Source organism: Fictibacillus enclensis, from assembly GCF_001457035.1.
GTDB classification, from domain to species: domain Bacteria; phylum Bacillota; class Bacilli; order Bacillales; family Fictibacillaceae; genus Fictibacillus_C; species Fictibacillus_C enclensis.
The window spans coordinates 214,973-240,423 of record NZ_KQ758618.1; the positions used below are offsets into that span (position 1 = coordinate 214,973).

At 45.2% G+C, this 25,451-nt stretch carries 27 protein-coding genes, 1 pseudogene and 1 riboswitch; of the genes and pseudogenes, 25 read left to right on the forward strand and 3 right to left on the reverse strand.

Annotated features, from left to right (window positions below; all coding sequences use genetic code 11):
• Window positions 1-226: 226 nt before the first annotated feature.
• From AS030_RS11475 to AS030_RS11495, 5 genes are all read left to right on the forward strand, one after another.
• Window positions 227-685, forward strand: a complete 459-nt coding sequence (locus tag AS030_RS11475; protein ID WP_061971991.1) for an NUDIX hydrolase — start codon at window positions 227-229, stop codon at window positions 683-685.
• A 72-nt stretch (window positions 686-757) separates the two neighbouring features.
• Window positions 758-1,633 (forward strand): RNase adapter RapZ, encoded by an 876-nt coding sequence (gene rapZ / locus AS030_RS11480; RefSeq protein WP_061971992.1) that lies wholly within the window; start codon window positions 758-760, stop codon window positions 1,631-1,633.
• Window positions 1,634-2,578 carry a gluconeogenesis factor YvcK family protein gene (locus AS030_RS11485; RefSeq protein WP_061971993.1) on the forward strand — a complete coding sequence of 315 codons (945 nt, stop codon included), beginning with the start codon at window positions 1,634-1,636 and terminating at the stop codon, window positions 2,576-2,578. It abuts the gene before it with no gap.
• Between the two features lie 85 nt (window positions 2,579-2,663).
• Window positions 2,664-3,608, forward strand: a complete 945-nt coding sequence (gene whiA, locus AS030_RS11490; protein ID WP_061971994.1) for a DNA-binding protein WhiA — start codon at window positions 2,664-2,666, stop codon at window positions 3,606-3,608.
• 41 nt (window positions 3,609-3,649) lie between these two features.
• Complete coding sequence (locus AS030_RS11495) at window positions 3,650-3,907, forward strand: HPr family phosphocarrier protein (protein ID WP_061971995.1); 258 nt, start codon at window positions 3,650-3,652, stop codon at window positions 3,905-3,907.
• Between the two features lie 215 nt (window positions 3,908-4,122).
• On the opposite strand, the gene clpP is transcribed toward AS030_RS11495, so the two are convergent.
• Both clpP and yvfG read right to left on the reverse strand, forming a co-directional pair.
• Window positions 4,123-4,722, reverse strand: a complete 600-nt coding sequence (clpP, locus tag AS030_RS11500) for an ATP-dependent Clp endopeptidase proteolytic subunit ClpP (RefSeq protein WP_061971996.1) — start codon at window positions 4,720-4,722, stop codon at window positions 4,123-4,125.
• 238 nt (window positions 4,723-4,960) lie between these two features.
• On the reverse strand, window positions 4,961-5,173 hold the full coding sequence (gene yvfG, locus AS030_RS11505) for a protein YvfG (protein WP_061971997.1): 213 nt from the start codon (window positions 5,171-5,173) through the stop codon (window positions 4,961-4,963).
• A gap of 262 nt (window positions 5,174-5,435) precedes the next feature.
• Here yvfG and cspD point away from each other — a divergent pair, with 262 nt between their 5' ends.
• The 9 genes from cspD (at window position 5,436) to eno (ending at window position 14,859) form a co-directional block, all read left to right on the forward strand.
• The gene (gene cspD / locus AS030_RS11510; RefSeq protein ID WP_061971998.1) at window positions 5,436-5,636 is read left to right on the forward strand and encodes a cold-shock protein CspD; all 201 of its coding nucleotides are present in this window, start codon (window positions 5,436-5,438) and stop codon (window positions 5,634-5,636) included.
• Window positions 5,637-5,753: 117 nt separating this feature from the next.
• Window positions 5,754-7,073, forward strand: a complete 1,320-nt coding sequence (rpoN, locus tag AS030_RS11515) for an RNA polymerase factor sigma-54 (RefSeq protein ID WP_061971999.1) — start codon at window positions 5,754-5,756, stop codon at window positions 7,071-7,073.
• 96 nt (window positions 7,074-7,169) lie between these two features.
• On the forward strand, window positions 7,170-7,421 hold the full coding sequence (locus tag AS030_RS11520) for a glutaredoxin family protein (RefSeq protein ID WP_240482324.1): 252 nt from the start codon (window positions 7,170-7,172) through the stop codon (window positions 7,419-7,421).
• A gap of 166 nt (window positions 7,422-7,587) precedes the next feature.
• Window positions 7,588-8,610 (forward strand): sugar-binding transcriptional regulator, encoded by a 1,023-nt coding sequence (locus AS030_RS11525; protein WP_061972000.1) that lies wholly within the window; start codon window positions 7,588-7,590, stop codon window positions 8,608-8,610.
• An 80-nt stretch (window positions 8,611-8,690) separates the two neighbouring features.
• Entirely contained in the window at window positions 8,691-9,698 is a 1,008-nt protein-coding gene (gap, locus tag AS030_RS11530; RefSeq protein WP_061972001.1) for a type I glyceraldehyde-3-phosphate dehydrogenase, read from the forward strand.
• 192 nt (window positions 9,699-9,890) lie between these two features.
• Window positions 9,891-11,075 (forward strand): phosphoglycerate kinase, encoded by a 1,185-nt coding sequence (locus AS030_RS11535; protein ID WP_061972002.1) that lies wholly within the window; start codon window positions 9,891-9,893, stop codon window positions 11,073-11,075.
• A gap of 107 nt (window positions 11,076-11,182) precedes the next feature.
• Window positions 11,183-11,944, forward strand: coding sequence for a triose-phosphate isomerase (tpiA, locus tag AS030_RS11540; RefSeq protein WP_061972003.1), 762 nt, complete (start codon window positions 11,183-11,185; stop codon window positions 11,942-11,944).
• Window positions 11,937-13,472: a 2,3-bisphosphoglycerate-independent phosphoglycerate mutase gene (gene gpmI / locus AS030_RS11545; RefSeq protein WP_061972004.1), complete on the forward strand. Its 1,536-nt coding sequence runs from the start codon at window positions 11,937-11,939 to the stop codon at window positions 13,470-13,472. The genes tpiA and gpmI overlap by 8 nt, the downstream gene beginning before the upstream one ends.
• 94 nt (window positions 13,473-13,566) lie before the next feature.
• Window positions 13,567-14,859: a phosphopyruvate hydratase gene (eno, locus tag AS030_RS11550; RefSeq protein WP_061972005.1), complete on the forward strand. Its 1,293-nt coding sequence runs from the start codon at window positions 13,567-13,569 to the stop codon at window positions 14,857-14,859.
• On the opposite strand, the pseudogene AS030_RS23040 reads toward eno, so the two are convergent.
• Window positions 14,849-15,255 (reverse strand): annotated as a pseudogene (locus AS030_RS23040) (TspO/MBR family protein). The gene eno and the pseudogene AS030_RS23040 sit on opposite strands and share 11 nt — an antisense overlap.
• 197 nt (window positions 15,256-15,452) lie before the next feature.
• Between AS030_RS23040 and AS030_RS11555 the strand changes: the two are divergent.
• From AS030_RS11555 to AS030_RS11605, 11 genes are all read left to right on the forward strand, one after another.
• Window positions 15,453-16,526 carry a tartrate dehydrogenase gene (locus AS030_RS11555; RefSeq protein ID WP_061972006.1) on the forward strand — a complete coding sequence of 358 codons (1,074 nt, stop codon included), beginning with the start codon at window positions 15,453-15,455 and terminating at the stop codon, window positions 16,524-16,526.
• Between the two features lie 173 nt (window positions 16,527-16,699).
• Window positions 16,700-17,266, forward strand: a complete 567-nt coding sequence (locus AS030_RS11560) for a GNAT family N-acetyltransferase (RefSeq protein ID WP_061972007.1) — start codon at window positions 16,700-16,702, stop codon at window positions 17,264-17,266.
• A 35-nt stretch (window positions 17,267-17,301) separates the two neighbouring features.
• Window positions 17,302-17,491, forward strand: a riboswitch (cobalamin riboswitch).
• A 132-nt stretch (window positions 17,492-17,623) separates the two neighbouring features.
• On the forward strand, window positions 17,624-18,583 hold the full coding sequence (locus AS030_RS11565) for an ABC transporter substrate-binding protein (RefSeq protein WP_061972008.1): 960 nt from the start codon (window positions 17,624-17,626) through the stop codon (window positions 18,581-18,583).
• Complete coding sequence (locus tag AS030_RS11570) at window positions 18,546-19,610, forward strand: FecCD family ABC transporter permease (RefSeq protein ID WP_061972009.1); 1,065 nt, start codon at window positions 18,546-18,548, stop codon at window positions 19,608-19,610. Before AS030_RS11565 ends, AS030_RS11570 begins: the two co-directional genes overlap by 38 nt.
• Window positions 19,607-21,073 carry a heme ABC transporter ATP-binding protein gene (locus tag AS030_RS11575; protein WP_061972010.1) on the forward strand — a complete coding sequence of 489 codons (1,467 nt, stop codon included), beginning with the start codon at window positions 19,607-19,609 and terminating at the stop codon, window positions 21,071-21,073. The genes AS030_RS11570 and AS030_RS11575 overlap by 4 nt, the downstream gene beginning before the upstream one ends.
• Window positions 21,073-22,032, forward strand: a complete 960-nt coding sequence (cbiB, locus tag AS030_RS11580; protein WP_061972910.1) for an adenosylcobinamide-phosphate synthase CbiB — start codon at window positions 21,073-21,075, stop codon at window positions 22,030-22,032. Before AS030_RS11575 ends, cbiB begins: the two co-directional genes overlap by 1 nt.
• Complete coding sequence (gene cobD, locus AS030_RS11585) at window positions 22,007-23,092, forward strand: threonine-phosphate decarboxylase CobD (protein ID WP_061972011.1); 1,086 nt, start codon at window positions 22,007-22,009, stop codon at window positions 23,090-23,092. The genes cbiB and cobD overlap by 26 nt, the downstream gene beginning before the upstream one ends.
• Window positions 23,086-23,688 carry a bifunctional adenosylcobinamide kinase/adenosylcobinamide-phosphate guanylyltransferase gene (locus tag AS030_RS11590; RefSeq protein ID WP_061972012.1) on the forward strand — a complete coding sequence of 201 codons (603 nt, stop codon included), beginning with the start codon at window positions 23,086-23,088 and terminating at the stop codon, window positions 23,686-23,688. The genes cobD and AS030_RS11590 overlap by 7 nt, the downstream gene beginning before the upstream one ends.
• The gene (cobS, locus tag AS030_RS11595; protein ID WP_061972013.1) at window positions 23,657-24,469 is read left to right on the forward strand and encodes an adenosylcobinamide-GDP ribazoletransferase; all 813 of its coding nucleotides are present in this window, start codon (window positions 23,657-23,659) and stop codon (window positions 24,467-24,469) included. Before AS030_RS11590 ends, cobS begins: the two co-directional genes overlap by 32 nt.
• A complete protein-coding gene (locus AS030_RS11600; RefSeq protein WP_074440546.1) occupies window positions 24,427-25,056 on the forward strand; it encodes a histidine phosphatase family protein in 630 nt (209 codons plus the stop codon). The genes cobS and AS030_RS11600 overlap by 43 nt, the downstream gene beginning before the upstream one ends.
• Window positions 25,008-25,436 (forward strand): bifunctional adenosylcobinamide kinase/adenosylcobinamide-phosphate guanylyltransferase, encoded by a 429-nt coding sequence (locus AS030_RS11605; protein WP_061972015.1) that lies wholly within the window; start codon window positions 25,008-25,010, stop codon window positions 25,434-25,436. The genes AS030_RS11600 and AS030_RS11605 overlap by 49 nt, the downstream gene beginning before the upstream one ends.
• Window positions 25,437-25,451 lie beyond the last annotated feature (15 nt).

Consider the following 25,451-nt stretch of genomic DNA (forward strand, 5'->3'; position numbering starts at 1 on the left):
TGTTTTAATCAGAATGTAACAGTGGTGACATAAAAAAGGGGTACAATAATTAATAAGAAATTGACCCCCTTTTTATAAAGAGCAAGACTTTGGCGCGGATAGCTTCCGCGCCCTTTTTTTGTGGAGCCGGCAAAAACCCTCGGAAAATGACGGAACGAGTTCGTTGTGAGGGACCCCCATTTTTAGTATACTAATGTTAATGTAACAGCTTATCGAGGTGAACATTGTGCAAAGAGTAACAAACTGTGTACTAGTTAAAGAAAATGAAGTGCTCCTCCTGCAAAAACCAAGAAGAGGCTGGTGGGTTGCGCCAGGCGGGAAGATGGAGTCAGAGGAGTCCATCAGGGATTCAGTCATCCGGGAATATCGCGAAGAAACAGGAATCTACATCAAGAATCCTCAATTGAAAGGCGTATTTAATTTTATTATTAAAGAGCAGGACAAGATTATTTCTGAATGGATGATGTTCACCTTTTTAGCAACCGAAGCTGAAGGAGAAGCATTGGAAGAAAGTGAAGAAGGGAAGCTTGCCTGGAAACCTGCTGCAGAAGTAAGAAACCTGCCGATGGCTCCTGGCGATCATCACATTCTTGACTATGTCCTGTCCGGAACAGGAATGATTTTTGGAACGTTCACTTATACACCGGATTTTGAACTTTTATCATACCGCCTTGATCCGGCATAAGAAACGGTTATCAGAGAGCCGGAACTTCACATACACTATAGACAAACCGATTCGACAAGGGGGAGAGCGGCCATGGAAAAGCAGGATGTACAAATGGTAATCATTACAGGGATGTCAGGTGCCGGAAAAACCGTAGCGATGCAAAGCTTTGAAGACCTTGGTTTCTTCTGTGTTGATAATCTTCCGCCCGCCCTTCTGCCTAAATTTGTAGAGCTTATGGAAGAGTCGCATGGAAAGCTGAACAAGGTGGCGCTTGTTATGGACTTAAGGGGCCGCGAGTTTTTTGACCAGCTGTTTTCAACGCTGGACCAGCTTCCTGTTCATTCGCACATTCAGCCTCAAATTATTTATCTTGAAAGCAAAGATGCCGCACTTGTCCGCAGGTATAAAGAAACGCGGCGGTCGCATCCGTTGGCGAAAAGCGGAAACCCTCTTCAGGGCATCATGCAGGAAAGAGAAATGCTTGAAGAACTGAAGGGCCGTGCACAGCAGGTGATCGACACGACTGACCTCAAACCGATTCAATTGCGCGAAAAAATCATTGAGCGTTTTTCACCGGAAAAATCGCATCCGTTTACAGTGAACGTTATGTCGTTCGGATTTAAATACGGAATGCCAATTGATGCGGATCTCGTGTTCGATGTTCGGTTTTTGCCGAACCCGCATTACATCGATCATATGCGTCCAAGGACAGGGCTTGAGCCGGATATCTCAGAATATGTACTGCGATGGCCGGAAACCAAGACGTTTCTTGAAAAGCTGATCGATTTGTTAAACTTTATGATCCCGCAATATAAGCGGGAAGGAAAAAGCCAGCTGATTATCGGAATCGGCTGCACAGGAGGCAAGCACCGTTCGGTTGCTCTGGCAGAGTACATTAAAAACGCTCTGTCCAAGGAATTTGTAACGTTGAGCAGCCATCGTGACATGGGAAAGGATAAGTCATAAATGAAACCTATATCAAAAGTCGTCGTTCTGGGAGGGGGAACAGGGCTCTCTGTTCTTTTGAGAGGCTTAAAAAGGTTTCCTGTTGATATCACGGCCATCGTAACGGTCGCTGATGATGGCGGAAGCTCAGGGCGCCTTAGAAAAGATTACGATATGCCTCCTCCAGGCGACATACGCAATGTTCTTGCCGCCTTATCAGAGGTAGAACCGCTTGTGGAACAGCTTTTCCAGCACCGGTTTACAACGGGTGACGGCATTACCGGGCATTCCCTCGGAAATTTGCTGCTTGCTGCCATGCATGATATCACAGGGGATTTCGTCATGGGAATCAAGGAATTAAGCAAAGTGTTAAACGTACGTGGACAGGTGCTTCCGGCAGCTAATAAAAGCGTTATCTTAAACGCAGAATATGAAGATGGATCAATCATCACAGGTGAATCAAAAATTCCTTTGCGGAACAAACGAATCAAACGTGTATTTTTGACACCTGACCATATAGAACCGCTGCAAGCAAGCGTGGATGCGATCAATGAGGCCGATTTAATTGTGGTGGGACCGGGAAGCCTTTATACAAGCATCCTTCCCAATTTATTGGTTGGGGGTATTCGGGAGGCAGTTTCTAAGTCAACGGTGCCTAGAGTTTATGTTTGTAATGCCATGACCCAAAAAGGGGAGACCAACCACTTTTCAGCCAGTGACCATGTGCAGGCACTGATTGACCATTTTGGGGAAAAAATCATTGATGTAGTGATTGTAAACAATGAAATTATACCTGCCGAGTTTCTTGAGCTATATCGCGAAGAAGGAGCCGAGCAGGTTCTATGTGATATGGAACGTTTAAAATCTTTTGGTTTTGACATTATTAGTGATAATATAATTCAATACGGCACATTAGTACGCCATGATGCGAGACGTGTATCTGAACTTCTTCTTTCGTTGCTGTAACGAAGAAAATAATCAGAAATTCAGGCTGACAGCAGCAGTGTTACCCTCACGTTACCGTACAGGACAGGAGAGGGGTGAGAAAAAGATGTCATTTGCAGCAGAAACCAAAAAAGAACTAACCAAGCTTGAAATCAAAGATTGCTGTGCAAAGGCGGAACTGGCGGCACTTATTCGGATGAATGGCTCCATTTCTTTTTCCAACCGTCAGATTGTTTTGGACATTCCAACTGAAAATGCAGCAATCGCCCGTCGAATCTATACATTGATTAAGAGAGTATATTCCTTTCATGTAGAGCTTCTTGTCCGTAAAAAGATGAGGCTGAAAAAGAACAATGTCTATATTGTAAGGCTGACTCGGGAAGCAAGGACTCTGCTTGAGGATTTAAATATTATAGATGAAACCTTTACATTTAACCGCGGCATTGCAGATGAGATTCAAAAAAAAGCGTGCTGCCGCCGATCATACATGAGAGGAGCTTTTCTTGCGGGCGGTTCCATTAACCATCCTGAGACAAGCTATCATCTCGAGATTTTTTCCATGTATGAAGAACATACTGCCGCTCTTTGCGAATTAATGAATACCTTTGATCTTAAAGCGAAAATGCTCGAGCGGAAAAAAGGGTATATTATTTATTTGAAGGACGGTGAAAAAATATCCGAATTCCTGACTCTGATCGGCGCGCACAATGCGATGCTGTACTTTGAGGATGTAAGGATTTTAAAGGATATGAGAAACTCGGTGAACCGTCTGGTAAACTGCGAAACAGCCAACCTGAATAAAACAGTCGGGGCAGCGATGAGGCAGGTTGAAAACATTAAGTTTATTGAAAATGAGGTTGGACTAGAAGTGCTTCCCGATAAGCTCCGTGAAATTGCCGAACTCAGGGTGGCTCATCAGGAAATCACACTGAAAGAGCTCGGGGAAATGGTTTCCTCCGGACCTGTCAGCAAATCCGGTGTCAATCACCGTCTGCGTAAGATCGATGAAATCGCTAACAAAATTCGTTTAGGCCAACCCATTTCTAAATAAAGCACCCCATCATTTTATATATCTATTAAGGAGGAACAGCCATGATTGAAAAGCAGGTAACCGTTCAATTGAAAACTGGACTGCAAGCTCGTCCCGCAGCCTTGTTTGTTCAGGAAGCGAACCGTTACAATTCGGAAGTGTTTGTTGAAAAAGACGGAAAGCGTGTAAACGCAAAAAGCATTATGGGTATCATGAGCCTTGCCATTGGTTCAGGCGTGGATATTACCATCTCTGTGAGCGGCCATGATGAAGAAGAAGCCATGAAGGGGCTTGAAGCTTTTATTACAGAACGCGACTAGGACAAGCAACAAATAAAAGGGCAAAAGCCGTTTGCGATGATGAGATCATCGTTATTCCACTTTTGCCCTTTTGTTATTTTTTTGTTTTGGCGAACATTGCAAGAATCACTAGAAAGATAACAATTACGCCGATGGAAATCAAGACGTTGTAAAAATTCATTCCACCCTCCAAATTGAAAAAAGCCGCTCATTGGCGAGCGGCTTTTTTTATTGTTTTAAAGGTTTTTTGGATCTTCTACAGAAGAAATCACCCGGTCAACCAATCCGTATTTTACAGCATCTTCAGCCAGCATAAAGTTGTCGCGGTCGGTGTCGCGCTCGATGACTTCAAGTGGCTGTCCAGTTCTTTCGGAAAGAATCTTGTTTAGTTGTTCACGCATTTGGATGATGCGGCGGGCATGAATTTCGATATCCGTTGCCTGACCGCGTGTTCCGCCGAGCGGCTGGTGAATCATGACTTCAGAGTTCGGTAGGACATAACGCTTTCCTTTTTCACCGGCTGCAAGCAGGAATGCTCCCATGGAAGCAGCCATACCAATGCAGATCGTTGAAACATTTGGCTTAATAAAGTTCATGGTGTCATAAATCGCCATACCAGCTGTAATGGATCCGCCAGGACTGTTTATGTAAAGGGAAATATCCTTTTCAGGGTCCTCGGCAGCCAAGAAGAGCAACTGGGCCACGATGGAGTTTGAAACATTGTCGTCAATTCCGCTTCCAAGCATGATAATACGGTCTTTTAACAGACGGGAGTAAATATCATATGCGCGTTCGCCACGGTTTGTTTGTTCAATAACTGTAGGAATTAAATTCATGAATAATCCTCCTTATAGGGTGTGTTTTCATGTGTTACTGTCATCATACAAAAAAGGTCAAAAAAGGTCAAACGAAAAGCTTCTTAGTTTGTTAATTCTATGTAGAGGCGCAACAATCCTTTATTTAACAATATGTTTGGACTATCTTCATCATTCCCGGGTTGCCGGGATTTAAACCTGCCCGCCCTAAAGTTTTCAGAGATAAAGAGTGTTGTGCCAGCAGATAAACGTCTGCACCTTACGAATTTTTTATATTGTTGTATGCTTCTTCCAAGTTGCGGATCCGCCTGACAATTTCTCCGTTCTTATTTAAATGGTCGTTGATGAGCGTGCCTACGATGGAGCGGTAATACGCGTTCATGGCATGGGATTTTGTAAACACATCCTTGTTCCGCTCGATATATTGCAAAAAGTTCTCTTCGAAAAATTTCACTGAAAATTGTTCAGCCATTGTTTTAGCACTCCTTTTTTTCAACTGTTTATATCGTATCAGATTCCTTGTTACTACCCTAATGAAAAATTTCAGGGTGTAAACATTAAATAATATTTCTCCTCCTTTTGACAATTGGAAATTCCCGTGATATAGTTGTCCTGACCATATACGTGTTATGATGCTGGATGTAAACGGTAAATGTTTTGCTTTTAGTTAGTAGCAATGTAACATGGTTCCAATTTTTAAAGCGCTTTAAATGCGCTGACAGGAGGATATACCCATGCAAAACGGGAAAGTAAAATGGTTTAACGCAGAAAAAGGATTCGGCTTCATCGAAGTTGAAGGCGGAGACGATGTATTCGTACACTTTTCTGCAATCCAATCTGAAGGTTTCAAATCTTTAGACGAAGGTCAAGAAGTATCTTTCGAAATCGTTGAAGGTGCTCGCGGACCACAAGCTGCTAACGTTACTAAACTTTAATAGCGTGATAAAAAGAGCCAGTCATGGCTCTTTTTTTGTTTTTTGGAAACAGCTTCTATTAAGAAAAAGTGTTGTGCTTTGCGAATCTGTAGTATCATAGCTATAGGAGGGATTCGTATGGAGCTGGGTTTATTTCAACAACAAAACTTAAGTCTTGTTATGACAGCTGAGCTTCGCCAGGCCATTGCCATCCTGCAATATCCTTGCTATGAACTTTCTCGGTTTTTACAGGAACAGGCGGTAGAGAACCCGTTAATCGAGTTGTCCGAATCATCCGCTGTTTTCGAGAAAAGTAAAAAGAAAGCGCTTCAAAAAGACCGTTCTCACCAGGATGCTGACATAATCGGGAGGATGCAGCCGGCCGAATTAACCATGCATGACCATCTTCTTCATCAGGTGCTTGATATGCCTATTCCTGAAAACCAGGCAGCTGTGGTGCGTTACCTTATACTGAATATTGACGAAGCAGGGTATCTGGACATTACCAAGGAGGAAATGCTTGAACGCTTTACCATTCCTTCTGCTTTATTTCATGAGTGCATCGATTGGCTGCATCAGCTGGAGCCGGCTGGAATAGGAGCAAGAAACCTAAGGGAATGCCTGATTCTTCAGATGAAGGCATTGGGGATGTCAGAGTATGATCTGCCGTATCAGGTGGCGGATCACTATCTGGATCTGCTCGCAGAGAGAAAACTGAGGCAGATTGCAAGTTTGCTCGCTGTTACCGTCCAGGAGGCTGAACAGGCGGCAGACTTTATTCAGTCACTTGATCCTAAACCAGGCAGGAAACTCTCACAGCCATCTGATATGGGTTACCTGTATCCCGATTTATCCGTCACTGAGAACAATGGGAGCTATTCCCTTGCCGTTAACGAACAATTTATACCCAAAATCCGGTTGAATGAAGGCTATGCCGATCTTCTCCAAACAAAAGCCGGCGGGGCTGCACAATACTTGCAGGAACACTTCCAAAAGCTTCAATGGCTGCAAAAGAGCCTGGAGCAGCGGAAAAACACGCTGATCATGATTGCCAAAGAGATTGTATCAGCTCAGCAGCGATTTTTAAAGTGGGGACCGGAGCACCTTGTTCCCATGACCTTGAAGGAGGTCGCTGACCGGATCGGTATGCACGAATCGACTGTCAGCCGGGCAGTCAAAAACAAAGTCATTCAGACGCCAAGAGGAGCGTTTGAACTAAAGTATTTTTTTACAGCCAAGATAGAAACAGTAGGCGGAGAGAATGCATCTGCACAAACCGCAAAGCTCGCGATCAAAAAACTGGTTGATTCCGAGGACAAAGCCAAACCCCTTTCGGACCAGGCGATTGCCGAAAAGCTGATTTCGGAAAAAGGGTTAAGTATTTCAAGAAGAACTGTAGCGAAATATAGAGAAGAATTGAATATCCCTTCTTCATCCAAACGGAAAAGGTACTCATGACAGCTCTTAAGCCAAAGAGCTGTTTTTCTTTTTTCGTTAAAAGAAAAACATGGAAAAATTAGATGAATAAAACGAGTCCAATGGGGGAACAACTAAATGAGTCCAATTACCATTACATTTTATACGAAAAATCACTGTCCTCTTTGCGATAAAGCACATATGATATTAGAGGAGCTCCAGGAAGAAATGCCATTGGAGATCCGCAAGATTGATATTTACCAGTCAGACGAATTGATTGAAAAATACGGGCTGATGATCCCGGTAATAGCGGCAGAGGGTGAAGAGCTTCAATACGGACAAATCAATAAAGAGAACTTAAGAAAGCGCTTACTAACAATTAATAAGTAATTTTTGTTGAAATGTTGTCACATCTTTTGTTAGAATGAAGAAGACTTAAACGATAGTCATTTTTTTATCCCCTAGTCGGGACGCAAAATGACTATCCGGGACGATTTTTGTCCCTGGTATTGGACTCCTCTGATGTTCTGCCGTATACAAGATAGGGGAATGCAAGATGAACGATTTAATAGAAGTACAGAAGAAGCTTTTGCCAGATCTTCTGGAAGTCATGACAAAACGGTACAGCATTTTAAAAATTGTTCGTTTCCATGAACCAATCGGCAGACGAAATCTTGCAGTTAACCTTAATATGACGGAAAGGGTTCTCCGTTCCGAAGTTAACTTTTTGAAAGATCAGGGGCTGCTGTCCATTCTTCCTGGAGGAATGTCACTGACACAAGAAGGATTGAGTGTCCTTGAACGACTTGAAGTTCTTATTAATGAACTTTCGGGTCTTCGCGTTTTAGAAATGAGGTTAAGGGAAAACTTAAGTTTGTCGGAAGTGATTATTGTTCCGGGCGATAGTGATAAAGAGCCATGGATTAAAAACGAAATGGGGAAAGCGGCTGCCATGAGGCTTAAGCAGGAGCTCACCGGTCATCATGTGATTGCGGTAACCGGTGGAACAACCACTGCCTCAGTCGCTGAAATGATGACACCCGGGACGAAAGACCAGGATCTTCTGTTTGTACCGGCCAGAGGCGGTCTTGGTGAAAAAGTCGAAAACCAGGCGAACACCATTTGTTCGACCATGGCAGCAAAAGCCCGAGGAAAGTACCGTCTGCTTCATTTGCCCGATCAACTGAGCAAGGAAACCTACCTCTCACTGATGGAAGAACCCGGGGTAAAAGAAGTGATGGAACTGATTCATTCCGCAAGTATAGTCATCCATGGGATTGGCGATGCTAAAACAATGGCAAACAGAAGAAATTCTTCTTCTGCTGTGCTCGAAAAGCTGGAACGCGAAAAAGCTGTAGCGGAGGCTTTTGGCTACTACTTCAATCAAAAGGGAGAAGTTGTCCATCGCGTTCGAACGATAGGTCTTCAATTGAACGACCTGAAGCATAGTGATTTTATCATGGCTGTTGCCGGTGGCTCTTCGAAAGCGGAAGCCATTGCAGCATTTATGAAACATGGTCCGAAAAAAGTTCTGGTGACTGATGAAGGAGCCGCTAATAAACTTCTTTCAGGAACATGAAAATCTATGTAACTTTTTGTGACTAAAGAGCATTGCTCTTTAACTATATTTTTCTTCTAATAATAAGGAGGTCATTTTAAATGGCAACTAAAGTTGGTATTAATGGATTTGGCCGTATTGGTCGTAACGTATTTCGTGCAGCACTAAACAACCCTGAGGTTGACGTAGTGGCAGTAAATGATTTAACTGATGCAAACATGCTTGCTTTCCTATTAAAGCATGACACAGTGCATGGCAAACTTGATGCTACTGTTGAAGTTGGTGAAAATTCACTAATCGTAAACGGAAAAGAAATCAAAGTATTGGCTGAGCGCGACCCAGCTCAATTGGGATGGGGAGACCTTGGTGTAGAAGTAGTAGTTGAATCTACTGGACGTTTCACAAAACGTGCAGATGCTGCTAAACACCTTGAAGCTGGCGCTAAAAAAGTTATCATCTCTGCTCCTGCAAGCGATGAAGATATCACCATCGTAATGGGTGTTAACGAAGACAAATACGAAGCAGGAAGCCATCACGTTCTTTCCAACGCTTCTTGTACAACAAACTGCCTTGCACCATTTGCTAAGGTTCTTAACGAAAAATTCGGTATCAAACGCGGTATGATGACTACTGTTCACTCTTACACAAATGACCAGCAGATCCTTGATCTTCCGCACAAAGATTACCGTCGTGCACGTGCTGCTGCAGAAAACATCATTCCTACAACAACTGGTGCTGCAAAAGCCGTTTCACTAGTACTTCCAGAGCTTAAAGGAAAACTTAACGGTATGGCAATGCGTGTACCTACACCAAACGTATCATTAGTTGACCTTGTTGCTGAACTTGACAAAGAAGTTTCTGCTGACGAAGTGAACGCAGCATTGAAAGAAGCCGCAGCTGGCCCTCTTAAAGGAATTCTTGGATACAGTGACGAGCCGCTTGTTTCAACTGACTATAACGGAAACACTAACTCTTCTACAGTTGATGGTCTTTCTACAATGGTTATGGAAGGCAACATGGTAAAAGTTATTTCTTGGTATGACAATGAAACTGGTTATTCCAACCGTGTTGTAGACCTTGTTGACTTTATTGCTAAAAAAGGCCTTTAATAAAAGAGAGAATTAAACTGGAGGGGAAGGGTTGTTAAAGGCCCTTACCCTCTTTCCTTTGAAAGCACTGATTTTATGGGAGGCGGGCATTGATCTGAACTTCCCGTTTTCTCATGCCTGTTTTAGGTTAAACTAGGTTGTGAACCAAGGATTCTCTTCTTCTCTATTCAAGACTGTCAGGAGGTTATACTTATGAACAAGAAAACAGTTCGTGACATCGACGTTAACGGCAAAGTGGTGTTCTGCCGCGTTGACTTTAATGTTCCGATGGAAAATGGAGAAATTACCGACGATACTCGAATTCGTGCGGCTCTCCCAACGATTCAATACTTAACAGAGCAAGGGGCCAAAGTGCTGTTGGCCAGCCATCTTGGACGACCGAAAGGCCAAGTGGTGGAAGAGCTTCGCTTAAACCCGGTAGCCCAGCGTTTGAGCAATCTTCTTGGAAAAGAAGTTGTCAAAACAGATGAAGCCTACGGGGAAGAAGTGAAAAAGGCACTGACTGGCCTTGAGAACGGAAACGTCATCCTTCTTGAAAATGTCCGTTTTTATCCTGGAGAAGAAAAGAATGATCCTGAACTGGCGCAAAAATTTGCTGAATTGGCAGATGTCTATGTGAATGATGCGTTTGGTGCGGCTCACCGTGCCCATGCATCCACAGAGGGAGTTGCAAAGCTTCTTCCGGCAGTTGCAGGCTTTTTGATGGAAAAAGAGCTTGATGTACTTGGAAAAGCTCTATCTAATCCTGAACGTCCGTTTACAGCCATCATCGGCGGCGCAAAAGTAAAGGACAAAATTGATGTAATCAATAACCTTCTTGATAAGGTGGACAACCTGATCATCGGCGGCGGTTTGGGTTATACATTTATCAAAGCGCTAGGCTATGATGTTGGTAAATCACTGCTCGAAGAAGACAAAATCGAAACCGCGAAGAGCTTTATGGAGAAAGCGAAGGAAAAAGGCGTGAACTTCCTGATTCCTGAAGATATCCTTGTTGCGGACGATTTCTCTAATGATGCCAATACAAAAGTGGTAGGCATTGATTCCATCCCATCTGATTGGGAAGGTCTTGATATTGGTACGAAAACGATTGAAAAGTACCAAAACACCATTAAAAATTCGAAACTTGTAATATGGAATGGGCCAATGGGCGTTTTCGAAATTGATGCGTTCTCCAAAGGTACTCGCTCCATTGCAGAAGCACTTGCAGAGGCAAATGACACTTACAGTGTGATTGGCGGCGGAGATTCTGCAGCAGCCGTTGAAAAGTTTGGCTATGCTGATCAAATGAGCCACATCTCCACAGGTGGCGGTGCTTCTCTTGAATTCATGGAAGGCAAAGAGCTTCCTGGAGTTACTGCACTGAACGACAAGTAAGTCCTAAGTATTACATTTGAAAAGAAATCGACGAAGATTCGTGCAATCTCCCGCATTGTCCTCTGAACCTTGCGGGCGCTTTGTACGTTCTTAGGAAGGTGAAAAACATGCGAAAACCGATTATTGCAGGAAACTGGAAAATGAACAAAACACTTTCAGAGGCAAAATCATTTGTCGAAGAAGTGAAAGGATCCATTCCGTCTGCTGACACAGTGGATTCTGTCGTTTGTGCTCCGGCATTGTTCCTTGACGCTCTTGTACAAGCATCAAAAGGAACTGACCTTGGAGTAGGTGCGCAAAACATGCATTATGAAGAAAGCGGAGCATTTACGGGGGAAATCAGCCCGGTTATGCTGAAGGATCTTGAAGTTGGCTATGTTGTTCTTGGCCATTCCGAACGCCGTGAATATTTTGGTGAAACAGATGAGCTTGTTAACCAAAAAACAAAGGCAGCATTCTCACATGGATTGACTCCAATCGTGTGCGTAGGTGAAACGCTTGAACAGCGTGAAGCTGATCAAACAAAAGATGTCGTTAAGTCACAAACGGAAAAAGGGCTTCAAGGCCTTTCTGAAGAACAAGTCAAGTGTACTGTGGTTGCTTACGAGCCAGTATGGGCAATCGGTACAGGAAAAACAGCTTCTTCTGAAGATGCTAATGAAGTATGTGCTTATATCCGCAGTGTGATTGCTGGACAATTCTCACAAGAAGCGGCAGACGCAGTCCGTATCCAATACGGCGGCAGTGTAAAGCCAGGCAACATCAAAGAATTGATGGGCATGTCCGATATTGACGGAGCTCTTGTTGGAGGAGCAAGCCTTGAACCGCAGTCTTTTCTTCAACTTTTGGAAGGTGTAAACAATGCCTAACAAACCTGTAGCACTGATTATTCTTGATGGATTTGCATGCCGCGATGAAAAAAAAGGAAATGCCGTAGCGCACGCAAAGAAACCAAACTTTGACCGATATTGGGAAACTTATCCCCACAATCATTTGACTGCATGCGGTGAAGCGGTTGGGCTTCCTCCGGGACAAATGGGGAACTCAGAAGTCGGGCACTTGAATATTGGTGCAGGCCGTATTGTTTACCAGAGTCTTACCCGTGTAAACCTTGCGATCAAAGAAGGGGAATTCTATGAAAACCCTACGTTCATTGATGCCATGGACAATGTGAAGAAAAAAGGGACAAACCTTCATATTTTCGGCCTTCTTTCCGATGGAGGAATCCATAGTCACATCGACCATATTTTTGCCTTGCTTGAAACGGCCAAAAGACAGGGAGTAGAAAAGGTATACCTTCATGGCTTCCTGGACGGAAGGGATGTTCCTCCGCAATCGGCAAAAGGTTACATCCAAGAGACGCTTGATAAGATGAAAGAGCTTGGTGTAGGACAAATTGCAACCTTGTCCGGCCGTTACTATTCAATGGACCGCGACAAGCGATGGGATCGTGTAGAAAAATCATACCGGGCCATGGTTTATGGCGAAGGACCTGATTATACCGATCCGCTTGAAGTGGTGGAAGACTCCTACAAAAATGAAATCTACGATGAGTTCGTTCTTCCTTCCGTTCTCAAGAACGAAGACGGAACGCCGGTGGCTACCATTCAGGATGGAGATTCAATTATTTTCTGTAACTTCCGTCCGGACCGTGCCATTCAGATTTCCCAGGTGTTCACAAACGAAGACTTCCGCGGATTTGACCGTGGAGACAAGTTGCCAAAGGACATTCACTTTGTGTGTCTGACAAACTTCAGTGAAACGGTAAAAGGCGATGTCGCATTCAAGCCGACGAACCTGGATAACACACTGGGTGAAGTGCTATCTCAACAAAACTACAAGCAGCTGCGTATTGCAGAGACAGAAAAATACCCGCACGTCACGTTCTTTTTCAGCGGCGGACGCGAAGCTGAATTTGAAGGTGAGACTCGGATTCTGATTAACTCTCCAAAAGTAGCGACGTATGACTTAAAGCCGGAAATGAGCGTATATGAAGTAACCGATGCTCTAGTGAAAGAGATCGAAGCTGAGAAGCATGACGCGATTATTTTGAACTTTGCCAATCCGGATATGGTTGGACATTCCGGTAAGCTCGAGCCTACAATTAAAGCAATTGAAGCTGTCGATGAATGTCTCGGCAAGGTAGTCGATGCCATCCTTGAAAAAGACGGTTATGCCATTATTACAGCTGACCACGGAAACTCTGATGAAGTGGTAACGCTCGAAGGCAAGCCTATGACTGCTCACACCACCAACCCGGTGCCGGTTATTGTAACGAAAAAAGACATTGAACTTCGGGACGGCGGCAAACTTGCCGATCTCGCTCCGACATTCCTGACACTGCTTGGCGGCAAGCAGCCGAAAGAAATGACCGGCGAATCATTGATCAAAGATTGAATCATGCAACCGTAATCAGGCAATCGACAGAGGGCCCCTGGAGGTTCGCCTGATTCCTGAAATATTAACCACAATTGAAAAGGAGAGAATAACTATGTCAGCAATTATTGAAGTTTATGCTCGAGAAGTATTGGACTCCCGCGGGAATCCAACAGTAGAAGTAGAAGTTTACACAGAGTCCGGTGCATTCGGACGTGCCATCGTTCCAAGCGGTGCATCAACAGGTGAATATGAAGCAGTTGAGCTTCGAGACGGAGACAAAGGCCGTTACCTTGGTAAAGGTGTAAAAACAGCAGTAGATAACGTAAATACCATTATCGCTCCTGAATTGATTGGCTATGATGCATTGGATCAAGTCGGCATCGACAAAACGTTGATCGAGCTTGATGGAACTGAAAACAAAGGGAAATTGGGAGCTAACGCCATCCTAGGTGTTTCCATGGCGGTTGCCCGTGCTGCTGCAGACCTTCTTGGTATTCCTCTATACATGTATCTTGGAGGATTCAACTCTAAAACTCTTCCAGTTCCAATGATGAACATCCTGAACGGTGGAGAGCATGCCGACAACAACGTGGACATCCAGGAATTCATGGTAATGCCTGTTGGCGCTCCGACTTTCTCAGAAGCTCTTCGTATGGGTTCTGAAATCTTCCACAGCCTGAAATCCGTTCTTAAAGAAAAAGGATTGAACACAGCTGTTGGTGACGAAGGCGGATTCGCTCCTAACCTTTCTTCTAACGAAGAAGCGCTTCAAACAATCATGGAAGCTATTGAAAAAGCAGGATACAAGCCTGGAGAAGAAGTTCGTTTGGCAATGGACGTTGCCTCTTCCGAGCTCTTTAACAAAGAAGACGGAAAATACCACCTTTCTGGTGAGGGTGTAGTTAAATCTTCTGAAGAAATGGTTGCGTTCTATGAAGATCTTGTTTCTAAATACCCAATCATCTCAATCGAAGATGGTTTGGATGAAAACGACTGGGATGGCCACAAGCTGTTGACTGACCGTCTTGGCGACAAAATTCAACTTGTTGGGGATGACCTTTTCGTAACTAACACAAACAAACTGGCTCAAGGAATTGAGCAAGGCGTGGGTAACTCCATCCTGATCAAAGTGAACCAAATCGGTACGTTGACTGAAACATTCGACGCAATCGAAATGGCAAAACGTGCAGGCTACACTGCAGTTATCTCTCACCGTTCTGGTGAAAGTGAAGACAGCACAATTGCTGACATCGCAGTAGCAACAAACGCCGGCCAAATCAAAACAGGTGCTCCGTCCCGTACGGACCGCGTAGCGAAGTACAACCAACTTCTTCGCATCGAAGACGAATTGGCAAGCATCAGCCGCTACCCTGGTTTGAGCGCATTCTACAACCTTAAAAAGTAATTTTAGTAACATAAAAACAGGCTGGAACCAAATGGTTCCAGCCTGTTTTTTTATTCCAGAGCAAATAAGGGACGAGGAGCCAGGCCGTGAGCTTGGAGAAAGCCTGACGGCAACGATTATCAGCAGCAGTGTTGTCAGAGCAACCACAAATTGAAAAAAACTGAAAAGCTGATTGACCACGTAATTGATCACAAACAGCAGCCAGAATGCTTTCGGCCGGAAACCGTATTTGTGATAAATCACGGCTGCTGCCCATATCATGCCGATGGTTTGTCCGGAAGGGATCCACGAAGGTTTGTTTAACGCATCATACCATTCACGGTCAATCGGGAATAAAACACTGGAAGCATAAAATAGCGCATAGAGCAGGATGAAAACGAAGACGCTTTTTTTCATGGATGTTTCTTCCTTTAAAAATCAAGTCGTGTCTTCTTCATTAGTATGTTTAGTAGCGGAAAGCAGAATGCCGGATAAATGCCAATTTCCGATAGAGCGGTGGTGGTAAACAAGCGGTCAATAAGATTGAAAATTTAAACAACAGAGCGCATAATGAAAACGGATACGTAAGTTAACGGAAAGAGGAGGAAATAGTCTTGAAGCATTTTGATATTGCGGTTATACCGGGAGACGGAATAGGCAAAGAAGTGGTTCCGCCTTCATTAAACGTTCTGAACACTATTGCTGAGCTCCACGGCGGCTTGAAATTCAGCTTTACCGAATTTCCATGGAGCTGTGAATATTACCTTGAACATGGAGAAATGATGCCGGAGTCAGGACTTGAAACGCTAAAAAATTTTAATGCGATCTTTCTGGGGGCTGTGGGAAATCCGGAAATGGTTCCCGATCATATATCCTTATGGGGCCTTCTCATTAAAATTAGAAGGGCATTTGAGCAAACGATCAATATCCGCCCGGCTAAATATTTCAAAGGACTTCGTTCACCACTTGTTAATCCAAAAGATTTTGATCTCCTCGTTGTGAGAGAGAACAGTGAAGGAGAGTACAGTGAAGTAGGAGGAAGGATTCACAGCGGCCAGGATGAAACGGCGATACAGAATGCTGTTTTTACAAGAAAGGGCACGGAAAGGGCAATGAGATATGCATTTGACCTTGCCAAACAGCGTAAGAACCATGTGACGTCTGCAACCAAATCCAATGGAATTGTTCATTCGATGCCGTTCTGGGATGAAGTGTTTCGAGATGTACAAAAGGATTATTCTGATATTGGAACCGCCTCTTATCATATCGACGCTCTGGCAGCGGCCTTCGTCACGAAACCGGAAATCTTTGACGTAATCGTTGCTAGTAATTTATTTGGTGATATTTTAACAGATATCGGCGGAGCCATTATGGGAAGTATCGGAATTGCTCCGGCTGCTAACCTGAATGTGAACGGAAAGTATCCTTCCATGTTTGAGCCGGTCCATGGCTCTGCTCCTGACATCGTTGGCAAAAATATTGCCAATCCGATTGGACAGATATGGACAGCCAAAATGATGCTGGATCATTTTGGTGAAGCTGAGCTGGGACAGAGACTTATTGATGTCATCGAGGAAGTGACCGAGGATCAATATAAAACACCCGATATTGGAGGGAAGTCTACAACCAATGTGGTTGCTGATGAAATTTGCTCACGACTTCTTAAAAGCGAAGCACTTTCAAAATGATAAAGAAGCAGGTCATATTAACATGTGGCCTGCTTTTTTCTGATTGACTCCGTGATGTGAATCAAACAGGTTTTAAGAAGAACATAAAGATAGATATTCCTTGTTACATAGACTCATATTATGATAAGTATTACAACAATAGAATTTTGGAGATTGAAGGGGGAGTGAGAAACATGTCGATGTTCGAAATGAACCTTGAACGGCTCTGTATCCGCGAAATCAAATCGAGTGATGCAGGGGTTATTGCTCACTGGAAAAGCGATCCTTTGTTTCGAAAGATGTCTACCGGAGGCATGACCATTATCAACGAAGGCAACCAGAGGCAGGATATCGAAAAAAGCCTTGTACTCCCAAATGAAACTTATTTGATGGTATTGGAAAAGAAAAGCAGGAAGCCGGTGGGCTATGTCCGCTTTAACTGGATGGGGAGCATTCAGCGTTTCGGGTGGCTCCGGTTCGGGCTGGGCGAGGAGAGAGGAAAAGGATATATGCGCGAAGCTTTGAAAGGGATATTTCACCATCTATTTCAGGAGGAAACGCACAGGATAGATGCAGAGGTATTCGAATATAACGAGAGAAGCCTGCATCTTCTTGATACTCTTGGTTTTAAAAGAGAGGGGATCAGGCGGCTGGCTCACTATGATGAGGAGCGCTATTATGATATACACGTGCTAGGCCTCCTGAAATCAGACTGGCAGGAGCACGAGTCGGCGGCTGCCCATAAGGCGGCCGTAAAATAACCTTTTCATTTTACGGCAAAGCGTTATAATGAAAATAGCTGAATAACGGTTAAGGTCCGTTTTATGTCAAATAAAACGTTAAAAGGGAAGCTGGTTCAATCCCAGCACGGTCCCGCCACTGTAATCGGTAGAGCTTCTTTTATATCCACTGTTCGTTAAAGAATGGGAAGGAGAAGATGTTCGATGACCGAGAGTCAGGAGACCTGCCTTAGCCGCATGTGCGATCCTTCGAGGAAAAGGTGAAGCAATTGTAATCATTGAAAAATGAGTTACTGTTGATTCGCTCTCCGAAGGGAGGGCTTTTTTGTTTGCACAAAACGATCAGCTAAAAGAAGTACATACAGGAGCGTGGAAAACGTGAAGAAATTAACTCAGATTACCATGATGCTGCTGCTCGTCATCGCCGTCATGGCCGGCTGTTCAGCCGGAAACCAGTCAGCAGACAAAAAAGAAAAGGGTGCCAATTCACCAAAAAGTGAATTCCCCGTAACCATTAAAGATGCATCAGGCGAAAATGTAAAAATTGAGAAGAAGCCAAAGAAAATTGTCTCGCTGATTCCGAGCAATACCGAGGTCGCATTTGCACTCGGTCTGGACAAGGAAATCGTCGGTGTTTCTGACTTCGATAATTATCCGGAAGCTGCCACAAAAAAAACGAAGATTGGCGGCATGGACTTTAACGTCGAAAAGATTGTTGGCATGAAACCGGATCTTGTGCTTGCTCATGCTTCAAGTGCACACACTTCCAAGCAAGGAATCGACCAGCTCAAAAACGCTGGTATAAAAGTTGTTGTAATTAATGAAGCACAGAACTTTCAAGACACGTACAAGTCCATAAACATGATTGCAAAAGCAACAGGCACCCAAAAACAGGGGGATAAGATCGTTAAGTCCATGAAGGATGATCTTGCCGACATCAAAGAAAAAGCAAAGCAAGTGAAAAAGGAAAAGAAAGTCTGGGTGGAAGTGGCACCGGCTCCTGAAATTTATACAGCAGGCAAAGGAACGTTCATTGATGATATGCTGACCGCCATCCATGCAAAAAATGCCGCGGGAAGCCTGAAGGGGTGGTCAAAGGTATCAGAAGAACAGCCGGTCAAATACAATCCCGATGTGATCGTGACCACGTACGGATATTATTCCAAAAATCCGAAAGAGCAGATTCTCTCCCGTAAAGGATGGAAAGACATTCCGGCTGTTAAAAACAAGAACATTTATGATGTGCACTCAGACAAGGTGACAAGACCGGGGCCGCGTTTGATTGAAGGAGTGGAGGAGCTTGCAAAAGCCATCTATCCGGACGTATACAAAAAGTAAACTAATTATTTCATATGGCGCAGTGCTGCTGTTATTGTGCTTCGCCGTTGCATTGGGGATTTCGGTAGGTTCCATACCTATCCCCCTTTTTCATGTTATTCAAATATTAGGCGCCCATATTTTTCACTATCCTGTTCCCGATAATATTGATACATCGATGGTCAACATCGTCATGGCGATCCGGTTTCCGCGGGTCGTGCTGGCCATGCTCGTGGGATGTGCGCTGGCACTTTCCGGCACGGCGTTTCAGGGATTGCTGAAGAACCCGCTGGCTGATCCGTATACGCTCGGTGTGTCGTCAGGCTCGGCACTCGGGGCGGTTATTGTCTTATTCTTTGGTATTCAGCTGCCGTTTCTTGGCAGTTTTACGCTGCCGGTTTTCAGCATTATCATGGGGTTTCTTACATTGATCGGTGTAATTTATTTTGCGAGGCTTGTACAGCAAAACCTTTCTGTTGAGACCATCATCCTGGCCGGGGTGTTATGCAGTTCCTTTCTCGGGGCGGTCACGTCACTGTTGATTGCTTTAACCGGAGATGAACTGAGACAGATCATCGGCTGGCTGCTAGGCAGTGTTTCGATGAGAGGCTGGGCCTATGTAGAACTGATTGCTCCCTTTTTAATCGCAGGATTGCTGATTCTGCTGGCAAGCGCGCGTGAACTTAACGCGCTATCATTCGGTCAGCAGGATGCCAGGTCCATTGGAGTTGATGTTAAAAAACATACGGGGCTTGTTTTGTTTGGAGCTTCGCTTCTGACAGGGTCGGCCGTCGCTGTGTCGGGGACCATTGGGTTTGTCGGTCTTGTAATACCCCATATGGCCCGCATGATCTGGGGAGTTGATCATCGCCATCTGCTTCCGCTTTCCATGATGCTTGGAGGCGTGTTTATGGTTTTGGTTGATTTACTGGCGCGGACCATTATTTCACCGACAGAACTTCCTATCGGTGTACTGACCGCCATTATCGGAAGTCCGATTTTTGCGGTAATCTTTATTCGTTATCGGCGAAAGAAGGTGACTACATGATTAGCGTACAACAGCTTTCCGGAGGCTACGACGGCAAAAAGGTTGTGGACGATCTCTCGTTTTCCGTGGAGAAAGGGAAAATTACCGGGATTATCGGACCGAACGGAAGCGGAAAGACAACGCTCATGAAAATGATCAATGGAATGCTTCCGTTTCAGTCAGGTGAAGTGTTGATCAAAGACAAACCGATCAGCAGCTATTCCGCCAAGGAACTGGCAAGAATTATCGCCGTATTGCCGCAGCATGCCGAGAGTTCGTTTGATTTTACGGTAAGAGAGGTCGTGGCGCTTGGACGCTATCCGTTTTATAAAGGATTATTAAAACATTCAACACCACATGACGATGAAGTGGTTCAAAACTCCATGGAATTTACAGGGGTTGAGGAGTTTGCGGATAAAAGTATCCTGCTGTTGAGCGGCGGAGAGCGGCAGCGTGTTCTGTTGGCCAAGGCGCTCGCACAAGAGCCTGAAATTTTGCTGCTGGATGAACCGACCAACCATCTGGATTTGGCCTATCAAATGAAACTGATGGATCTGTTAAAGGATTGGGTGGAAGGCTGCCAGCTGACGGTCGTGGCCATTCTTCATGACCTGAATATTGCCAGTCTGTATTGTGACCAGGTTCTTCTTCTGGATAAAGGGAAAATGAAGGCGATTGGAAAGCCTGGTGACATTATGGACAGCAGGATGCTTCAATCGGTATATAAGACGAACTTAAGCCGGCAGGAACATCCGCAAAAGGCAAAGCCGCTCATTGCGCTCGTTCCCCGGCAGCAGGACGAACGGAAGGACCTGTCTGAGATTGTCCTCGAGGCTACACCTGAAACCATGATTTTTCGCAGTCCGTTCTCGTTAAAAACCATGTCATCTGCTCTCATCGGGGGAGGATATCAGTGGGCTAACACATTTGTGAACCGCCATGTGAACAAAAATTATAATGTGGATGATGCCCAAAAAGAATTTGAGGATTATCTGTTTTCCATTTCTCTCAATCCAAACGATACCGTTGGCATGATGACAGCGGCGAGGCTTCAGGATGCTGGAATGGTATCGGTCGAAGAAAAAGGTGTAAAACTGCTTGTCGCCTCCACTGTGGGAACAGGTAATGCGGTGGATGCGGGACGATCGTGGGAACGGAAGGATCAGCCCATGCCCATTGGTACGATCAATATCTGGATTTTCATGGAGGGTAAGCTGACGGACGAAGGCTTTGTTCAGGCGATGATGACGGCGACAGAAGCCAAAGCGGGGGCACTCCGCGACTATGGCATTAAAGATCCGGTAACAGGAACTCCAGCGACCGGTACATCGACCGACAGTGTTTGTATTGCCGCAACCCAAAACGGAGAGGAAATGAGGTATGCGGGGACGATCACACCGGCAGGAAAAGCGATTGGAAAAGCGGTCTATCAAACGGTAGGAACCGCTATTGAAAACTATAGAAAGAGAATGCTGCAACCATGATGATTGCTTTACATTTACTGTCGATTGTTCTTGCTCTGATCATTGACCAGCTGATCGGTGATCCCCGCTGGCTGCCGCATCCGGTGAAAGGGTTCGGCAAGATGATCAGCCGGCTGGACCGGGCATTGAACAGAGGAAACTATAAAAAGCTGAAGGGGCTCTTCATGCTCTTTCTTATTTTGGCTATAACTCTGGCACTCTCATTTTTTCTTATTTTCTTTGCGTATTCGGTTCATATGATTTTAGGTGTTTGTCTCGAGTCTATTCTGATTTCTACGACCATAGCAGCAAGAGGGCTGAAAGAGGCAGGGCGTTCCGTTTATGACCCGCTTGTCCGCGGAGATCTGGAGGAAGCCAGAACGAAATTAAGCTGGATTGTGGGAAGAGACACACAAGGCCTTCCTTCTCAGGAAATAGTGAGAGGTGTGGTGGAAACCGTGGCAGAGAATACGAGCGATGGCGTAACTGCCCCGCTTTTCTTTGCTTTTATCGGCGGGGCTCCGCTTGCCTTGCTGTACCGGGCCGTAAATACATGCGATTCCATGGTAGGCTACAAGAATGACAGATACAAAGACTTTGGCTGGGCATCGGCCAGGCTGGATGATGTGCTGAATTATATCCCTGCCCGTCTTACAGCGTTTTTGATGGTCTTTCATGCAATGATGAAGAAGCGTCTGACGTTTGCCTGGCTGAAGGAAGAAGCCCGTCACCATCCGAGTCCCAACAGCGGCTGGGGAGAAGCAGCTGTTGCCGGGCTGCTGGGCATACGGCTCGGAGGAACCAATTATTATAATGGCCTGGTATCTTATCGCCCGTTCATCGGCCGGGCACAATACAGCCTGAAACCGATACATATTGAAAAGACGATCGTCATCATGCAGCAAGCAGTCACATGGTTCACGATTATATTACTTGCAGCGGGAGGGATCTATATTGTTGCTGCCCAATCATGGAGCTAACCCGGAGCTGCTGGCCCGATCGCTTCAGACTGAACTGAAGGAAAACAGCCTGGATTTTAGTGTGAACGTTAATCCGTATCCTCCGCTCGTCAATCTCAAGGAGGTTTGGGGATCTCTTTATGAAGAGATCCTTCACTATCCCCATCCATCTGCAGCTCCCTTTTTGCAATTGGCAGCGGAAATGGCCGGGCTCGGTCCAGAACAGGTTCTGGCAGGAAATGGAGCGGCAGAGCTTATTTTTCTCATCGCCCAAGCTTACAGAGGCGCCAATGTGCTGATTATTGAACCTGCGTTTTCAGAATACAGAGAAGCATGTGAAGCGAATGGATGCAAGGTTGAGAGTTTTATAACGCAGGAGGAATCAAAATGGGGGATTTCTTTTGAGGAATTAGAAAAATCCCTTGAAGGCAAACAGCTTTGTTTTCTGTGCCAGCCCAATAATCCAACAGGAACTGCTCTTGATTCAGTTGAATTGGAAAAGCTTTTGCAACTTTGTTCAGAGAAAAAGGTGACCCTGGTTGTCGATGAAGCGTTTGTTCATTTCATGGAAAATCCGGTAACTGCTGTGCCTTTACTGGCTCATTTTAACAATTTGATCCTACTGCGTTCCTTAACAAAGATGTTTCACTTGCCCGGTCTGCGGCTCGGCTACGCCATGTCGTCCCTAGATTTGATTTTAAAAATGAAGAAATACCAGCCACCGTGGAGTGTAAACGGACCGGCTCAAAAAATCGGGATGCTTTGTGTTGCGCAGGAAAAACCAATTGCTGCTGATATTGCTGAAAAGACGGCAAACGAACGAAACCGGCTGTTTCCTGTCTTGCGCCGCCTGGGCTTCGAGCCCTCTCCTTCTCTAGTTAATTTTTATTTGTTACGAGAAAAGGGAGAAGAAAAGGACCAGATGGACCTGATTAAGTATTTACTCTCAAGAAGGATTATTGTCAGGCATACCTTCAATTTTAACGGCCTGGAAGGAAGATTTATCCGTCTGGCGATCCGGACGCCCGAGGAAAATGATGTGCTGCTGGATGTTCTTGAAGGGTGGAATGCATCATGCTGATTTTTATAACTGGAGGCGTGAGAAGCGGAAAGAGCTCATTTGCTGAAATGGTAGCGGTATACCACGGCAATAAAGGGTACCGCCTTCATTATGTCGCCACATGCGACCAAAGTGGAGAGGAGATGGCCGAGCGCATCAACCGGCACAGGGAGGACCGTGAGAAAAGCGGGTACGCTTGGAAAACGTGGGAACAGCCCAGGAATATTCATGACTTGTGCACCGTTTTTAAACAAGAGGAAGTGATCCTGCTCGACTGTTTAACCAATCTTGTCAGCAATGAGCTTTTTGACGGGTGGCAGGAAAATAGGAAACAGTGGGAAGGGATTGCGTTTCGGGAATTGGTTTTTCAAAAAATCATGGATGCAATCATTGAGCTGGAGAAGCAATGCGGAGTCCTGATTATCGTTTCCAATGAAGTGTTTCAAGGCCTGCTGCCCGATGACAGCGGAACGTTTTACTTTATGCAGATAATGGGGCATCTGCATCAGCATATTGTGAGGCAAGCCCACTGGGTGTACCAGGTAGAGTTTGGCATGCCGATTTTACGCAAAGGATATGATGCGGATGAAAACCAATGCACAGCCTGTACGGTTTAGCTCATTGTACGGCTTGGGGCTGGCTTTGCAGTTTTTAACGGCCTTCCCTATTCGGACAGCGTTCCCGTGGACGAAGGAAACAAGTAAATGGAGCGTGTACTGGTATCCGGTTGTTGGCCTGCTGCTCGGCGGATTAACTGCCGTTCAGGCGCATTTTCTGAGTCAGCAATCGTTCATATCTCCCTTGATGGTCAGTTTTTATTTATTCAGTTTTTCTGTCGCATTAACAGGTGGACTGCATCTCGACGGATGGATGGATTGCAGTGATGCCTATTTTTCATACGGAAGTAAAGAAAAAAGGCTGGAAATCATGAAGGATCCGAGGACCGGGGCATTTGGCGTTGTATCCGTCCTATTTCTGCTGAGCTGGCGTTTTCTGTTGATCTACGAAAGCCTGAGGATTGCACCTGAGAAGAGCTGGCTGCTGTTTCTGCTCATTCCGTTTCTGGCCCGTACCAGTATGGGCTGTCTGCTAATTTCTGCTCCCCTGGCTAAGGAGGAAGGCATGGCATTTGCCATAAAGCAGAATATTTCAAAAATGAGCTTTGGAATGTACGCATTATATTTCTTGGGTGTGGGAGTCGGTTCATGGCTTGCAGGCATGCTTTTTTTATTTACGGGTCTGACGATCTTAGGAGCTTTATTTTTTCTTGTGAGCAAACGGTTTGCAACCATTGAGTTTGGCGGAATTACAGGAGACGCGCTTGGTGCGAGTTCAGAAGGGATGGAAACCGTATTATGGCTCGGAGGGTGGCTGTTACTCTCCTTCGTCACGGGCTGACGCTGGAGAATCAGCAAAAGAAATACATTGGATACAGTGATCCTCTTCTTTGCGAAGAGGGTAGGAATGAATTGAGAGAAATGCAGGAAAAGGAAAGCTTTTTACCTTCAGATGTGGTCCTTTCAAGTGACCGGAAACGGTGCCTGGAGACCGCAGAAATTCTTTTTCCAGGCCAGCAGATCATCACGAGTCCGGCACTTCAGGAGATCCATTTTGGCGAATGGGAAAATCAAACGTATAAAGAGCTTTGTCATGACCGCCACTACAGAGAATGGATTGATGATCCATTTGGAACATGCCCCCCCGGGGGAGAGCATTTTCATGAATTTGAAAAACGTCTGCTTTCAGTATGGGAAGAGGAGATCTGGCCATTGGCGGAGCAAAACGGACATGTGACAGTGGTCACCCATGGCGGTCCGGTCCGCTTGTATTTATCGATGTTTGCTCCTGAACCAAAAGAAATGTGGGAGTGGAGTGTTTCCCATGGAAGAGGGTACACACTGGTTTGGAAAGAAAACAAAGGGAGGTTAAATGCATTATGCACTTTGTTACAGGAGGCGCCTTCCACGGTAAAGCCAAGTGGGTGATGGAAACCTATTCAGCCTCGAGGAAGATGGAGGGCTGGTTTAATCTGTATGATGCCGTGTGCCCAGAGGCCGATGAGTTCAAAACTTCGCTTGTCGTACTAGAAGGAATGGAGCAGTTGGTGAAGAAGGTTGTACAAGCGAATAAAAAGGGAACAAGAGAAGTGCTTAAGAAAAAATTGCATGCCTGGCTGGAATGGGAATCAGCCCTGCCTGGCCGCCGGCTTGTTTTGGTTGGAACAGACATCGGAAAAGGCATAGTGCCGATGGAGGAAGAAAACAGGAGATGGCGTGATGTTTCCGGCTGGTTTTTTCAAGATTGTGCGATGGCGGCTGAGAAAGTGCATGTGGTCTGGTATGGGTTGGAACAGACGATAAAATAAAAGGAGATGATCGGA